The sequence below is a fragment of the Aporhodopirellula rubra genome (assembly GCF_014192335.1).
Classification (GTDB): Bacteria; Planctomycetota; Planctomycetia; order Pirellulales; family Pirellulaceae; genus Rhodopirellula; species Rhodopirellula rubra.
Window position 1 is genome coordinate 1 of record NZ_JACHXU010000046.1, and the last position, 14,945, is coordinate 14,945.

The following is a 14,945-nucleotide window of genomic DNA, read 5'->3' on the forward strand; positions in this document are numbered from 1 at the left end:
GGAGCTCGCCTACGGCGAGCTCCAGGAGGTGGGGCTTGTTGCCCACTCAAACCCGATCACTTACGTTTTTACTAGAGAGACCATCACGAGTTTCAGCAACAAATGGGACATACCCATGAATCAAAGTGCGGTTGAAGCACGCATTGGCAGACGGAATGGGAGGGAGAGCCGAGAGTGCAGATGTCGAATTCCCAGCCATAGTGTGATCGTTGGTAGAGCGAGCCAAACGTCATTCCGCGTTCGGGCAGCGAGGACACGATAGCATGTGCGACGTTGAGGCCCGCGGGACGGATGTTGTCGTCACCATCCCAAAGGGCGTCGTCCGGCAATGACGTTTTGAATCGGAAGTAGTCCAAATCGGTAGGTCACATAACGGAAGGTTTTTACGACACCCGTCCCAAGCGGAACCCAAAGATGTCGAATCACAAAGGATTGTACCAAGTGATCGCGGCTTGAGCAAAAGCGAGGGTGTGCCGCTGTCTCAATCGGAGAAAAACGTCAACGAAGCAATGAACTTTCATGGCCGAGGGGTTTTCCAAGTGAGAGCGGCCCTTGCGTAAAAACCATGTTATGTGCCGCGGCAAATCAGTGATACGCACCACTATCGAATTCGTCCTCGTGTCCTTCGGCACATTCGTAGTGTCCCAAACTCCAGTCGGCGTTATCAGAGATCTCAAATTCACGTCGCAACGCAACATCAATCTGGTCGCGTGTCGGTTTAGTGTCGGTAGGGTCTAGAGATTCGGCGTCGAGAACGACAGTTGCGCGAAAAACGGGCGGTTGTCCGTCGCGCGAAGTAAGGCATGGATAGTGAACGTCGATGGTTCCAATAACTGACGCAACGTTTGGGAAACCTTCGGTGCGTGCAAGAAGGTTCAAGTGCCAACTAGCTGCAGTGGAAAATTCCGCAATAGCGAAGGCGTTGCCACCAATATGAAATTCTCGTGACATCTGAGGAAACTAGCGGCACATAACGGTAGGTTCTTACGACACCGCCCTGAACGAAGCGCACGATGCCTGAACTACGAAAATTGTACCAAGGCCAGCGAACGTTGCCAAAGGACGAAGGTGTGCCGTAGGCCTAGCGTAAAAACCATGTTGTCCGACGTCGATGCTAGAGTGCGTTGACCATGAAGAATTCGCCCGACCGATCCGCTAGATAGGTTCGGAACGTCTGCAGGTATTCAGCCAACGATTCCGTGGTTGCACCGCCGCGAAATTCCTCGATGCCTGCCCATTTGGGAACAACGGCGGAAATGTCGGCGTCCGTCACAGTGCGAAGACGGTCAATCAGTGCGGTGGGGATGGTCTGCGGCCAAGGGCCCTCATCGCGGGGGTCGCCGATCAGATTGGAGCCCGATGTCAGCTCGTCGTACGATGCAACGCCAAGCATTTCGCCAAGTTGGCAGAGTTCGATCATGCCAATACGTTTGGCCATGAACCAGCCGTCCGTTTGGTACGCGTCCTCAGCGTCAAGGATGGTCCAAAGGTCAGATTCCGCACAGTTCAGGATGTCGTTAAGTGGCATGTCTGGATTTCGCTGAGTCGGACAACGGAAGGTTTTTACGACACCGCCCTGAACGAAGCGAGCGATGCCTGAGCTACGAGAATTGTACCAAGGCCAAGGCCCGTTGCCAAAGAGCCAAGGTGTGCCGAAGGGCCTCAGCGTAAAAACAATGTTAGCGGACAGTGAAGCGGAGTAACGCGTCAAACCTGAGCCTCTACGTGGCCAATCCAAGGGTATTGTAATAACCAACCCAGCCAAAAGTGTGAATGCACCACGACAGAGACCCACGAACGCGAAAACCCGCAGTGTGCATCATAGCGGAGGCCGTGTAGAGGAATATCGCGACCGCAGGAACATGGAACGGCAGTTGTGAGAGCGAATCCAGTGGACGTGTGGAAGTCGGCGTCCATCGCGGATTGCCATTGGTCGTTTGGGATTGAGTCACCACACAGCGGACACCTGATGCGTTCGAGGGCCGAGCCGCAATCGACGAATTGAATGCCAGCGTGGTAGTGGAGTTGGATTGTGTCAGCAGCAATCGAAGAACCGTTGGCATCACGGAGCGCGGAGATAATCGCATCGGATTCGCCGGGGAGAAAGCCGCGAGTCGGTTCTAGCGGATAGAACTTGAAGACGGATTCACTCATTGCGGTCTCAATAGCAAATGATCTCTGTCCGCTAACGGAAGGTTTTTACGACACCGCCCTTAACGAAGCGAACGATGTTTGAACTACGAAAGATTGTACCAATGCCTGCCCGCGTGACCATCCAAGGAAGGTGTGCCGAAGGCCTAGCGTAAAAACCATGTTATGTGACCGCGAGCATGGGGCGAGCATTGGCCGCGATCAGTGATTTGACGCGTTGCTGGGCAGGATCACGTCACAATAGTCAAGTAGTTGGTCGCCACGATCATCGAGGCAGATGTCAGGTTTGGGCAGGAAGCCGACGAAGCAGTCAGCGATACCAAGGGAAGTAGCAACATCGCGTGAGTAGTCGCCACCGCCGCGAGACCAGCAGTAGAGCGTGTGACCAGCGGCGTGCATCCGCCGAACGTAATCCGCGCTGGCCGGCATCGGAATCTGTGTGGTGCCAACAGTGCGGATCAGCGTGTCATCGACGTCAATGTAGATTACGCGTTTACGATCCAACGAGCACCTCGGTCACATAACGGAAGGTTTTTACGACACCGCCCTAAACGAAGCGAACGATGTTTGAACTACGAGAGATTGTACCAAGGCCAGCCCGCCTGACCAACCAAGGAAGGTGTGCCGAAGGCCTAGCGTAAAAACCATGTTGTGCGGCAACTGAACTACGTTTCGGTGTCGTCGTCAGGTACGAGATCACGTATGTATGCGAGAAGTGACTGGGCAGCCTCGGATTTGGCATCAAATGTACGCCAAGAATATTCGCCGCTTGTGGAAACCGAGATATTGTTGCAGTCCCAGCAAATCGCGGCGTTGTAAAACCGACCATCGTCGAAGTTAAGGCAGATTGCATATCGAGGAGTATGGCATCGCATTTGGTCCCCATGCGGGAGGGCGAGCATTCGATCCCAAACCGCGATAGCAGCCACCGGATTCAGCATCACGCCGCCGTTGAGACGAAAATGCGTATTTTGCGCAGTGCTCAGCGAGTTCGACGCTGGAGTATCGAGATGGACAATCCGACAAACAAGCCCTTCCCGAAGGTTCTTAGGTTCCATCACGTTTGATTGTTGCCGCACAACGGAAGGATTTTACGACACCGCCCTAAACGAAGCGAGTGATGTCTGAACTACGAGAGATTGTACCAATGCCAGCCCGCGTAACCAACCAAGGAAGGTGTGCCAAAGGCCTAGCGTAAAAACCATGTTGTACGCACCGGACGATACCGTTGCGGTCACCCATCAGTTGGCCATTCGCCGCGATGTTCCGAAGTGCGATTGGTGATTTCAGTGTTGAATGATTCCGCAACCATTTTGAGTGATTCGCGTCGATCGAATCCGGCGACGTCCTCCATTGCGTTGGAAATGTGGTTGGCGATATCGGCCAGCATGATCCCCCAAGCGTGGCGTTCATCAATGTCGGAGCCATTGTGCCAGTGTCCAGCATTCAGTACGCAGTGTATGCCGCCCTCCGCGATCCATGCACGAAGCATTTCGATGGCGTTGTCATCGGTTTCGGCAGCGGGAGGAAGCATCAAGGGTTTGCGATTGTCTGCCATCAAGACTCGCTAGGTGCGTACAGCGGAAGGTTTTTACGACACCGCCGTTGCGATGCCATTCAAGTCTGAACCAAGGAAGATTCTAACAGCAGATGGAGATTTGAACAAACGACAGCGGTGTGCCGAAGGCCTAGCGTAAAAACCATGTTGTCGGTCACATGAACTGCCATCGCTCGTCGCCCCGCGAATACGCATCAAAGTCGTCGGCAACGCGACCAAGGAACCCAATGAACGTGTCTGACAGTTGCAGATAGTCTCCGATATCGTTTCGCCATTTCCAAACTGGACCGTTGTCGTCAGATTGTGTGAGAAACGCATTGCCGCCACCATCGGAGCCAATCGAAAAAACGGAAGTCGAGCCAATGGCGGTTGGGAAGTCGCCACGTTGTATGGATCGCGTCAGAGCCGATGTATCGCCGATAAAGTACCCGTTGTGAATATCTGGTGCCGAAACGGAATCATGCATGGCAAGAAAAGAGTGAACGTCGGATGGCACGGCATGGCCAATAACCTCGGCGAAGGCATCAAGTTGCGACGGTGTCGAAGGCGCAGAAAACGCGGGCCGAGAATAATCAGGGATCGCAGTGGAAATCGCGTGAAGTCGGGCCAAGATAGCGGTGTGATCTGCCATTTCGCTGTGACCGACAACGGAAGGTTTTTACGACACCGCCCTGAACGAAGCGAGCGATGCATGAACTACGAGAGATTGTACCAACGCCAGACCGCGTGACCAACCAAGGAAGGTGTGCCGAAGGCCTAGCGTAAAAACCATGTTGTCCGGCGGCGCTGGATCAAAGGTCTCCATCGCGACCAGACAGTTCAGCATCCAACTCGTCCAAGCATTTCTCGGCAAGACGCTCAGCAGCCCGTAGGCGTTTGACGATCGCGCCCTCACGACGATCAGCGCGAAGGCCGGGCCAATTTGGTGCAAAATGGACGACCTGCCGCCATAGTGGAAGCGAAGTAAGGTCGGCGTCGTCAAACGTGATGCAGCGTCGAATACGAATGAGGTATCGATAAACGTCATCGTGTGAAACAACGTTCCAGTCGGGCGATGTGGTATCGGGGAATTCGTCCGACCAGTAGAACCCGCCAGCGAAGTGGTGGTACGCGAATGTTGCGGATGCATCGTGCGGCATCGCGTCGAGGACAGCGAGTGCATCGTCGGAAAACATCGTGACGTGTTCTGTCATTCTCGACCGTACAACGGAAGGTTTTTACGACACCGCCCTGAACGAAGCGAACGATATCTGAACTACGAGAGATTGTACCAAGGCCATGGCCCGTTGCCAAAGAGCCAAGGTGTGCCCGGAGGGCCTCAGCGTAAAAACCATGTTGTCGGGCGATGAACTACCGAGTCGCTCTGAGTCCAGAGTGATCCGACCGCGCAAGATCACCACAGGCGTGAAGGAAGTTTACGATTGAATGTAGAGGCTCAGCATTCGTATTACCGTTTTGGTCGAAAAGCCATTCAGCGCAACGCCGCAATTCCAGCGGGACAACGGTATTGGGGATTGTTTCGCGTTCCTCAGCCAAATACGACGCAAAGAATTGATTGAGAGCATCCGTATCGACCGGTTGGTTGAGACGCAGTTGGCAAACGAATGCCAATTCGATCGCCTTGAGCGATCTCCATTTCTGGTCAATGGACTCAAAGAACACGTGATCGGTCGCGTCGAAGTGGGGTTTTGCAGTGGCGTAATCGCCGACGTCGAAGTTGATGTAGCCAATGTATTGGTTAGCGAAATGGTGTTGGGGTTCGATCGACAGAGCACGCTGCAATGCGGAACGGATGTTGGTGAGCCGAGCGTTGGTTTTGTCTGGGTGGTGGTACCAAGCGAGGCCGTGAAGATGGTGAAAGTCCGCGTTGTTGGGTGACTGCTGCACCAAAGCGGCGGCCTTGGAGATTGCGGTGTCCACGAGATCACGCTTGGCGTCATCATCGTCGCTGTTAGATTCAGCGTTGAGCAACCGTTCGACGTCGGCGTAAAGTGCGTCATGTTCGGCGTCCATCGCCATTAGCCTCGTCCCGACAACGGAAGGATTTTACGACACCGCCCTAAACGAAGCGAACGATGCCTGAACTACGTGAATTTGTACCAATACCAGCCCGCGTTGCCAAAGTGGGAAGGTGTGCCGAAGGCCTAGCGTAAAAACCATGTTGTCCGCCGCTACGCGCTGGGGCGAGACCATGCGATCACATCACTGCTTGTGGCGATGACCAACGAAAGCCCGGTGGTGGAAAAACCAAAAGCTCGCAACTCCGATTCGGCGCCCAGTTTCCACAGTTGGCCATTGATGTCGTATGGCCATGAAAACGGGCCATTGAGAAGCAATGTGTGGTGCGGCCATTCGAGTGTAAAGTCATCGACAGTCCAGCCGTCCGAAGTGCCGCCGGACAGGCCACCGCCATTGAGGCCAGCCATAGGAACCGAGATGCCGTCTAGTGGGCCGACTCCATCGGCGAGCATACGCGACGCATCATGGAAGTCTGTTTCAACGTCACCATCGCGGGCAACGCGTTCACCGGTTGTGCAGTCAAAGACGCCACGGCCTTGCGAGGAGACGACGAGCAGCAAATCGGTGTCGGGGCCGAATCCGACGTCGGTTAGCCCGCCAATCCCGGATTGCACAGTGAGACGCCAAGGTGAAGGTGGAGCGGAAACAACCAACGCCTCAATGCGTGTGACGACAGGAATCAAGTGCTCCGGTAAGGCCATGAGTGATCTGCGGCGGACAACGGAAGGTTTTTACGACACCGCCATGAACGAAGCGGACGATGCCTGAACTACGAGGAATTGTACCAAGGCCAGCGAGCGTTGCCAAACAGCGAAGGTGTGCCGAAGGCCTAGCGTAAAAACCATGTTGTGCGGCCGGCAAGCCGCTAGAAGTAGCCAGTCTTGGGAGACGCGGGCGGGGCATCATTTGGAGCCTCGCGGTGTTTTCGCAAATTGCACCGAGCCAACGCACGATCACGACCATTCGGAAGGCGAACGAAGTAGATCGCCCCGCAACCAGCAGGGTCAACGACAATCTGTTGGATGGCGCCTGTTTGGCCATCGAGTGGTTCGCCGTGATTGCGGATGTCGACAGTATCGCCAATTGTGAGGTCGGGGAAGCAGTCAAAGCACAGCCCGGGAACAACCGAGCCAACGGCGACATCAGGATATCGTTCGGCGTACCAAGTCTCTGGATCGCTGATCAGGGCGTGGTACTCCGCGCCGCATGTTGGACAGACCAGAAAAGCCATAAGTTGCGTTCGATTTAGGCCGCACAACGGAAGGTTTTTACGACACCGCCCTAAACGAAGCGAGCGATGTTTGAACTGCGAGAGATTGTACCAATGCCAGCCCGCGTGACCAACCAAGGAAGGTGTGCCGAAGGCCTAGCGTAAAAACCATGTTATGTGCCGCTTCGCAGGTGTTCGCGTTGCCTGCCGAGCAAAACCATGACAATAACGACAATACCGCCGACAAACCCGACCAGATAGCTGGCACTATGCGCCCAAAGGTCAATCAGAAATGGAACGTGTCGATCAGTCGGAACGCGATCGGCGATTGAGCCAACAAGAAAAACCCAGCCATTTGAGGCGGCAACCCATCCGACAAGGCCCGCGAGCACGGCAATTGCGAACGAGATAGCGGTCAAGCGAATAAGTAGTCGCAACAGTGTTCGCGGTTCACGTTTGGGCCAGCGTCCCAAACGGCATGCAGCCGCAAGGGGGACACCGAGGAGGACGCCAACCCACCAAGTCGCGATAACACCCCATCCGAGTCCGAGCAACGTTGGGTCGTCGGTTGGGAAAACCGGAGGGTGGCCAATGGTGAAGTATTCAATACAGATTCGAGCGGTGATCTGGTCGTGGATGATGCCATACAACACACAGGTCGCGACGCACATCAGGATAATCGCGATCCATTTCATTGAGCTGCGGCACATAACGGAAGGTTTTTACGACACCGCCCTAAACGAAGCGAGCGATGCTTGAACTACGGAGATTGTACCAAGGCCAGCCCGCGTGACCAACCAAGGAAGGTGTGCCGAAGGCCTAGCGTAAAAACCATGTTGGCCGACCTACGCGCTGTAGAAAACGTCGGATCGAAGAACATATTTTCGACCCGAGACGAGCGCAGAACCTTCGTGCCAGCGTTGGTGGTGAAAGAGCAATGCGGAGCCAGCAATCGGTGTAATTACATGTTCGATTTTGCGTCGGGATTCACCCTTGCCATCGTAGTCGCGAAACGTGGTTGAGCCACCGTCAAAGTCGCCATTGAGGTAAACCAGATACGACAGTTTGCTGAGGTGGCCATCGTCGTTGGTCACGGAACCATCCTTGTGCCGTTTGAATTCCTGACCGGGTTCGTATCGGTAGAAACGCAGGCGGGAGTCGACGCCGACGGCGTGCTGGTCGTCGATTGAGGGTAAGACGTGCGAAATACGAGACCACATTACCGAGGCGAGTTCGGGGTCGTCGAGATTGACGCGATCGTTGTTGCGAATGTTGGTCATCATCTTGGGGCCAGAGTGAGTGCGCACCGATGCGGCGTCAAACCCGATAGATTCGGCGCGGTCGATCAGCTCGCAACACTCGGCGGCGGAGAAAACGCCAGCCACAGTGAAGATGTCGGGGTCAACGAATTTGGCAACCAATGTCATGGTCTAGGTCGGCCAACGGAAGGTTTTTACGACACCGCCCTGAACGAAGCGAACGACGTCTGAACTAGAGAAGATTGTACCAAGGGCAGCCCGCGTGACCAACCAAGGAAGGTGTGCCGAAGGCCTAGCGTAAAAACCATGTTGGGCGGCACTACGCGCTGGATTCCGCAAGCAGCGCCTCGAGCCCAGCAATCGTGAAGCGTTTGAACGCGTATTCTGAAAAGTCAACATCATGAATCACGAGGTCGCGGATCACAACCGTGGCGGAGAGGCCGCGCGGGTTAAGGACTTGCGTGAAGGCATCAGCGATGAACTCACGGGCCATTTCGACCAAGGCCGGGTCAGCATCGTCGGGCATCCAGTTGGCGACAGAAGCAGTTACAGCGTCGGTCGACGGAACGGCGTCAAAGTCAGCTGTGTATTTGACGACATAGCCGGGGCCGGACGTTTGCATCATCTTGCGAACGGTTAGCTGCATCTGTGCCGCCCAACGGAAGGTTTTTACGACACCGCCCTAAACGAAGCGAGCGATGTCTGAACTACGAGAAATTGTACCAAGGCCAGCCCGCGTCGGCAAAGTTGGTAGGTGTGCCGAAGGCCCTTGCGTAAAAACCATGTTACACGACCGGCACCATTATTGTGCGTGTAGCCGAAGTCGTTCAAGCACAATAAATACGTCATCTGGAGATTGTTGTGCGAAATATGTGAAATGCAATCGCAAGGTGCCGTCGGTTAGGTCAAGGCGATTTGGATTGAGTGGGAACTGAGAGACAAGTTTTGGCGACGCCCACTGTTGCGCGATGACAGCGAGCGGAACACCGGACGACAGCGCCCACGATGCATCCCCACCGGCGATCGCCGGAAGTGGGGAAGCGGCAAGACACGCAGCGACAATTTGGGAAACGTCAGCGTCATCGGTAACCGACGAGTTGCGAGCGTGCGGGGCATCAACGTCATCACCGGCGGCAACACTGTCACGGGTGATGTAGAGTTTCATCGGCGTGATTCACCAATCGACTAGGTCGTGTAACGGAAGGTTTTTACGACACCGCCCTAATCGAAGCGAGCGATGCTTGAACTACGAGAGATTGTACCAGTGCGAGCCCGCGTGACCAACCAAGGAAGGTGTGCCGAAGGCCTAGCGTAAAAACCATGTTGCACGACAGAGCCCTACGATTGAGCTTGAATCTCGGAAACCAACGCCACAATGTCGCCAACAACGCGAACGCTGCCGTCGTCATCGACGATCGCGTAATCGTTAGAGTTTGGGTCGAATACAACTGGCGGACTGAGGTCGTATACCAACCACCATTGATCGTCGTGTGGCTTCGGCAAATCAAGTGCCGCAGAACGCAGATTACGTTTTGCTTCCGATCCCGGAAGTGGACGACGTTGCTTGTCGATTGTCGCTCTTACGTCCGGCGGCCAGATGTAGGGTTTCGCGGACTTGCTGGACGCGTCCGCGACAAGCTGTGACTCAGGCATGTTCGCGATAAATGGGATGACGTCCTCCATTGGCGAATTATCGAAAACATGAGAGAACCCGCAATCGCAGTTAAAGACGTAGCTGACGGTTGCCGCATCGTCGTCGATACCAGCGTCCTTCAGTTCAACGTTTTGAATCGCCGAGCAGGTCGGGCATTGGATTGGTGCTGTGTGCCCCACGGGAAAGCCTGTCGTGCAACGGAAGGTTTTTACGACACCGCCCTAAACGAAGCGAGCGATGCCTGAACTACGAAAGATTGTACAAATGCCAGCCCGCGTTGCCAAAGCGGGAAGGTGTGCCGAAGGCCTAGCGTAAAAACCATGTTGTTGGACAGTCCCAAGCTATGGTTTTAGGTCAGCGTATATGCGACGCAAATCGGTTGCGAACTTACGAGCGCCCGGGATGCGGCGCTTCTTTAGAAATTCGGTGAAGTCTTTGGCAGTGTGATTCGTTAGAAAATGCCAATAGATTGCATACGTAATCCCGAATCCCACTCCGAGCCCGTGTTCCGTAACCGTTTCATCCACGTCGTCGGGATCCGGTTCTTCTCCTGCGGGATACTCTTGGACTTCTTCCGTTGCTTCTTCGTCACGAAGAAACCGAACACCGAAGTCGATCAAAGAACTCTGGTCACTGCGGAGAATCGACGATATCTGATCAATCGTGAGGCCAGAAAGTGAGATTTCGGCCTGCGTGTAGTTAGCTGTAGTGTTGAGATGGTCACGACAGATAGCCATTTGAATGCCTGCCGCGATTGCAGTTTCAACGTCGGCCAATGCTTCACTTTCCAACAAGGTGATAACGTCGTGATACTCGGTGGCCACAATAGGTCTCTGTCCGACAACGGAAGGTTTTTACGACACCGCCCTGAACGAAGCGAGCAATGCCTGAACTACGAAAATTGTACCAACGCCAGCGAGCGTTGCCAAACATCGTAGGTGTGCCGAAGGCCCCAGCGTAAAAACCATGTTGTCGGTCTAGAGGTTGCCATCCTGCCAAGTGGTGACCCAATCAGCGAACCCCGGAAAACGATCGGCGGCATGTTGAGCGATGGCATCACCAGTTGAGGGACAATCAAGGCCGAGTTTGTCCGCAATCCATTTACGGAACGGTGCAGTTGCATCGCGGCCCGTTGGAGTTGTTGAAAGGTCATCCCACTCCAGCTCGTCGTAGCCACATCCGAGAAGTTGGCAAAATTGGGTTGGAGATTCGGCGAGTACCTTGAAGTCGCCCTCCGAACCGAGCAGCACAACCGGCGCGTCGTCTGGATTTGGGCTGTGGGTCAACCACAGTGCGTAGGTCGACCCTGTTGAACCGTTGCCAAAGACTGCGATCTGCCGTTGCATGCCTGTGTCGCTCGGGAACCACGAAGCGGCATCGTCGCCACGCGTGTTGACCTCGAAGCACCCAGAGATTGGATAACCGTTGGCATCAAGGAAATCGCAAATACACCGAATCGCGTTGGGTAACCGAACACCGTCGGGAAAGCAGGATTGGACAGAGTCTGAAATCATCATCTGACCGACAACGGAAGGTTTTTACGACACCGCCCTGAACGAAGCGAACGATGCCCGAACTGCGAGAAATTGTACCAAAGCCAACGCCCGTTGCCAAAGAGCGAAGGTGTGCCGAAGGCCTAGCGTAAAAACCATGTTGGCCGACACTACGCTACGGTTGAGTTTCCATCGGGAAACGCGACAGGATATCTCGCAATTCACCTAGCGAATCGTAAACCTGCTGCTGAAGTTCGGGCCACGGTCGTCCCGCATCGTCAGTGAGCGGCACGGCATTGGAGCGGATATGGTCAATTGTAGTGCGAAGAGAATCCGCGATTCGCAGGGACAGTTCCGGCGACTCTTCGAGGTGGCGTTCCAACGAGATGCCGCCGTTGTAGCCGCTAATGGTGAGTTGCTCGACAACATCGGGCCGGTCGGGATGCGCGTCGGCGACGCGATTGACCAACCAGCGATATACCGCGTTGCGGATGATCCAAGTGTCGTCGGAAGTCGGCGCAATCGAGATTGTCACGGACATCGGGTAACTCTGGGTCGGCCAACGGAAGGTTTTTACGACACCGCCCTGAACGAAGCGAGCGATGTCTGAACTACAAGAGATTGTACCAAGACCAGCCCGCGTTGACAAAGTTGGAAGGTGTGCCGAAGGCCTAGCGTAAAAACCATGTTGTACGCCGCTGAACTACGAGGGGACAACAGCATCAAAGTGCACGCGCAAGACGTCTCCGTGGCGACGCATCGTAAAGCGTGCCATCATGGGGCGAAATTCGGAACCGGCAAATGGCATCTCGAATTCGCAGGAGAAGCCGGTATCGGAAATGGCGACAAAATGTACGGTCCAGTTGTTGAATTCGGCGGGTGGGCAGTATTGGAATCCATCAGGCTGCGGGAAAGATTGTCCAATAGGCACTCCGGAGTCGTTTTCGTCGATGAGTTTTTGCAGCTCATCGAGATCGTAGTAGGAGAGGCATTCCAAAATGTCGTGGGCGAACTGAACGGATACCGCGTAGGGACTCGCCTCAGAAATGTCGAGCATTAGAGATCACCTGCGGCGTACAACGGAAGGTTTTTACGACACCGCCCTGAACGAAGCGAGCGATGCATGAACTACGAGAGATTGTACCAAAGCCAGCGAGCGTTGCCAAAGAGCGAAGGTGTGCCGCAGGCCTAGCGTAAAAACCATGTTATGTGACCGGAACCCTACATTTTGTCGTGACAAAGGCGTGCGATCATGGCGGCGGCATCAGCGAATGGGCAGTCAACCCGTTGTGGTTTGGAATCGTGGCCATTGGTCGCGACACGAATGGTGACGGCATCAGCGCCATTGGCATCGACAGTGATGAACCGACCGTCAAACCAGTCTGGATAGCAGGAATAGGGTGAAATCCGCAAAGTCGTCATCGACGGAATCGCGAACAACCCGCGCACCTCGGGAAGCTTAGAAACGGTTGCAACCAGCTGGGTCATCGCCCGCATGGAATCAGAGTTGAGGTTGCCGAAATGATCGACTGCAGATTGCCAAGTGGTGTCCCAAGCGATTGGCGGCGTTGAGTCATCCATGGCAGTGCGCTAGGTCACATAACGGAAGGTTTTTACGACACCGCTTCTCTCCGAAGTCAAAAAGCGTCGCAACACTAAATAGTTTACCAAAAAGAAATCACGTTGCCAAAGAGGCGGTGTCCGCGGCGCGGCAAACCAAAACGCGTCACCGAAGCGAGTGATTTAGGCAAACCAAACGACGCTCCAACAACGAAGCCGCGGCCTTGCGTAAAAACCATGTTGTGCGACGGATTGGGCTAGAAACGTTCTACCAACATGCTGCCGTGGACGAAAACAAAGAAAGCGATAATCAGGCAGCTGATCGTGATGCGAATTGGGGTCGCGGCAAATGCACGAGTGCCCCCGCGAAGGAACAGAAACACGAGTGGAGTGGCCATCAATGTAAGAAAAAGCAGCGCAAGCCCGATGTAAATGAATGGATTCTGGGCGCGCGAGACAGAGAACAATATATCGCCACCGACAGGCGATATACCGAAGATCACAGACAACCAGATCGCCCACGTTGCGAGGGCCTTGCTTGGAGGCGGGGCATCGGAAGGGCTCCCGTCTGTCGGGGATTGGTATGGGTTGTCATCCAAAACGCTGAGTCGCACAACGGAAGGTTTTTACGACACCGCCCTAAACGAAGCGAACGATGCCTGAACTACGGAAATTGTACCAAAGCCAGCGACCGTTGCCAAAGGACGAAGGTGTGCCGTAGGCCTAGCGTAAAAACCATGTTAGGCGACGTTGGACTACGGATAAGTGTCAACGAAGTCAGAGATTGCCTGCGAAACGGCAGCCATCTTTGCATCACATTCGGGATCAGATGTTAGCGGGATTGTCTGGATGATTGCATCCATTGCGGATTGCATCGCGGCGCATTCAGCATCGGCCTCATCGTGTGTCGAGAAGAAGCGAGTGTGGACGAACCAGCCGTAGATGCCGCAGGTAATCGCAAACGGCGCGATCACGCCGTCACGCTCGATCGTGATGCGAGCGCCGAGTTCGTGCTCGAAGTCAGCAACGACGATGCCCTCGGAGACAACCGTGCCGATCGACGAACCAGAGTCAAAAGGCGTCCACGTCATGTTTGATTGAGTCGCCTAACATGTTTATAGGCGACACCCTGTCGCAATAAACGCGGGGGTGTCGGGAAAGGGGTGAATTTTGGCTTCTTTGGGGGGGAGGTGCAATCCCGTGGTGTGGGTTTGTTCATCTTTCTTGGACTTTTTCGAGCGTATTTTCTTGATCGCTCGCTGGGAAGCGTTAGCTTCGATAGCCCGCTTGATCGATGAGTGGGGCGAAATCCGGGTTCGGGATCGTGGGTGTCCGATCTGATTGGTCCTGATCTGATGGGTCTCGAAGAGATGTCGCAAAAGTAGTTCGAAAAGTGCATGGGGGAGGGCCACGCCATGGATCCGAATGATTTGTTCTCCGAAGCCGCGAGGCTGACCCGAAACAAAATCGCCGCGGCTGTTCACGAACGCGGCCTCGTGCGGAGTCTCAAGAAGGACCCGCCAACTCCACCGACGCGGAGGGAGCGATCGGAAACGCAAAAGGTGTTTCCGAGGGCGAAGACGCTCAGGCGGGATGAAAATCGCGAACCGGGCTCGCGGGGCAGCGGCGACGGATCGCATACGCCTCATGGGGATTCGGGGCCTACGGGGAGAGAGGCAGGCGGGCGTGACTCAGTCGGGCGAGTTTCAGGAACTCGAGTTTCAGGAACTCGAGTTTCAGGAACTCGAGGAGCCGGTGAACGTGGGGGTGATCGGGTTGATCGAGCCGAGGAGGATGGCGTCACTGAGACTCGTGAGCGAGTGGCCGATCCGGTGCATCGTTACCGAGACGAGACCGCGTACCGGGCGGCGATCGGTCGCGAAGCACCACGCGACCAGATCATCGACACGCGTGATTTCCGCAGTGAGATGGCGGTCGTGGATTTGCGGAGCCAACGGCCGTCGTGTTCCGAGTTCATCGCCTTGGTGCGGCGGGAATTGTTGATCCGCAACTACAAGAAGAACACAATTAAGCCGTACCT

The 14,945-nt window shown here is 54.9% G+C and carries 22 protein-coding genes; 1 reads left to right on the top strand and 21 read right to left on the bottom strand.

Annotated elements, in window-relative coordinates; translation table 11 throughout:
* Nucleotides 1–585: 585 nt before the first annotated feature.
* The 21 genes from FHS27_RS30110 to FHS27_RS30210 form a co-directional block, all read right to left on the bottom strand.
* On the bottom strand, nt 586–951 hold the full coding sequence (locus FHS27_RS30110) for a hypothetical protein (RefSeq protein WP_184310064.1): 366 nt from the start codon (nt 949–951) through the stop codon (nt 586–588).
* Nucleotides 952–1,114: 163 nt separating this feature from the next.
* Complete coding sequence (locus FHS27_RS30115) at nt 1,115–1,528, bottom strand: hypothetical protein (protein WP_184310066.1); 414 nt, start codon at nt 1,526–1,528, stop codon at nt 1,115–1,117.
* A gap of 179 nt (nt 1,529–1,707) precedes the next feature.
* On the bottom strand, nt 1,708–2,154 hold the full coding sequence (locus tag FHS27_RS30120) for a hypothetical protein (RefSeq protein ID WP_184310068.1): 447 nt from the start codon (nt 2,152–2,154) through the stop codon (nt 1,708–1,710).
* 198 nt (nt 2,155–2,352) lie between these two features.
* A complete protein-coding gene (locus FHS27_RS30125) occupies nt 2,353–2,655 on the bottom strand; it encodes a hydrolase (protein ID WP_184310070.1) in 303 nt (100 codons plus the stop codon).
* 730 nt (nt 2,656–3,385) lie between these two features.
* On the bottom strand, nt 3,386–3,709 hold the full coding sequence (locus FHS27_RS30130; RefSeq protein WP_184310072.1) for a DUF5076 domain-containing protein: 324 nt from the start codon (nt 3,707–3,709) through the stop codon (nt 3,386–3,388).
* A 154-nt stretch (nt 3,710–3,863) separates the two neighbouring features.
* The gene (locus FHS27_RS30135) at nt 3,864–4,340 is read right to left on the bottom strand and encodes an SMI1/KNR4 family protein (protein ID WP_390854944.1); all 477 of its coding nucleotides are present in this window, start codon (nt 4,338–4,340) and stop codon (nt 3,864–3,866) included.
* A gap of 160 nt (nt 4,341–4,500) precedes the next feature.
* On the bottom strand, nt 4,501–4,884 hold the full coding sequence (locus FHS27_RS30140; protein WP_221225502.1) for a hypothetical protein: 384 nt from the start codon (nt 4,882–4,884) through the stop codon (nt 4,501–4,503).
* 175 nt (nt 4,885–5,059) lie between these two features.
* Complete coding sequence (locus FHS27_RS30145; protein ID WP_184310078.1) at nt 5,060–5,728, bottom strand: tetratricopeptide repeat protein; 669 nt, start codon at nt 5,726–5,728, stop codon at nt 5,060–5,062.
* Nucleotides 5,729–5,880: 152 nt separating this feature from the next.
* Nucleotides 5,881–6,429: a hypothetical protein gene (locus FHS27_RS30150; protein WP_184310080.1), complete on the bottom strand. Its 549-nt coding sequence runs from the start codon at nt 6,427–6,429 to the stop codon at nt 5,881–5,883.
* 164 nt (nt 6,430–6,593) lie between these two features.
* Entirely contained in the window at nt 6,594–6,959 is a 366-nt protein-coding gene (locus FHS27_RS30155) for a hypothetical protein (protein ID WP_184310081.1), read from the bottom strand.
* A 152-nt stretch (nt 6,960–7,111) separates the two neighbouring features.
* Nucleotides 7,112–7,633 carry a hypothetical protein gene (locus tag FHS27_RS30160; RefSeq protein ID WP_184310083.1) on the bottom strand — a complete coding sequence of 174 codons (522 nt, stop codon included), beginning with the start codon at nt 7,631–7,633 and terminating at the stop codon, nt 7,112–7,114.
* A 150-nt stretch (nt 7,634–7,783) separates the two neighbouring features.
* Complete coding sequence (locus FHS27_RS30165; protein ID WP_184310085.1) at nt 7,784–8,365, bottom strand: prolyl hydroxylase family protein; 582 nt, start codon at nt 8,363–8,365, stop codon at nt 7,784–7,786.
* 151 nt (nt 8,366–8,516) lie between these two features.
* Nucleotides 8,517–8,822, bottom strand: coding sequence for a hypothetical protein (locus FHS27_RS30170; RefSeq protein ID WP_184310087.1), 306 nt, complete (start codon nt 8,820–8,822; stop codon nt 8,517–8,519).
* 177 nt (nt 8,823–8,999) lie between these two features.
* Nucleotides 9,000–9,362, bottom strand: a complete 363-nt coding sequence (locus FHS27_RS30175) for a hypothetical protein (protein WP_184310089.1) — start codon at nt 9,360–9,362, stop codon at nt 9,000–9,002.
* Between the two features lie 173 nt (nt 9,363–9,535).
* Nucleotides 9,536–10,030: a hypothetical protein gene (locus FHS27_RS30180; protein WP_184310091.1), complete on the bottom strand. Its 495-nt coding sequence runs from the start codon at nt 10,028–10,030 to the stop codon at nt 9,536–9,538.
* 162 nt (nt 10,031–10,192) lie between these two features.
* Nucleotides 10,193–10,627, bottom strand: a complete 435-nt coding sequence (locus tag FHS27_RS30185) for a hypothetical protein (protein ID WP_184310093.1) — start codon at nt 10,625–10,627, stop codon at nt 10,193–10,195.
* A gap of 201 nt (nt 10,628–10,828) precedes the next feature.
* Nucleotides 10,829–11,368 (bottom strand): hypothetical protein, encoded by a 540-nt coding sequence (locus FHS27_RS30190; RefSeq protein ID WP_184310095.1) that lies wholly within the window; start codon nt 11,366–11,368, stop codon nt 10,829–10,831.
* 151 nt (nt 11,369–11,519) lie between these two features.
* A complete protein-coding gene (locus tag FHS27_RS30195) occupies nt 11,520–11,885 on the bottom strand; it encodes a hypothetical protein (RefSeq protein WP_184310097.1) in 366 nt (121 codons plus the stop codon).
* 162 nt (nt 11,886–12,047) lie between these two features.
* The gene (locus tag FHS27_RS30200) at nt 12,048–12,401 is read right to left on the bottom strand and encodes a hypothetical protein (RefSeq protein ID WP_184310099.1); all 354 of its coding nucleotides are present in this window, start codon (nt 12,399–12,401) and stop codon (nt 12,048–12,050) included.
* 164 nt (nt 12,402–12,565) lie between these two features.
* Complete coding sequence (locus FHS27_RS30205; protein WP_184310101.1) at nt 12,566–12,925, bottom strand: hypothetical protein; 360 nt, start codon at nt 12,923–12,925, stop codon at nt 12,566–12,568.
* A gap of 734 nt (nt 12,926–13,659) precedes the next feature.
* Entirely contained in the window at nt 13,660–13,995 is a 336-nt protein-coding gene (locus FHS27_RS30210; RefSeq protein ID WP_184310103.1) for a hypothetical protein, read from the bottom strand.
* 324 nt (nt 13,996–14,319) lie between these two features.
* On the opposite strand from FHS27_RS30210, the gene FHS27_RS30215 reads away from it, so the two are divergent.
* Nucleotides 14,320–14,945, top strand: a 626-nt coding sequence (locus FHS27_RS30215; protein WP_184310105.1) for a hypothetical protein, incomplete at its 3' end; no start/stop codon positions are given.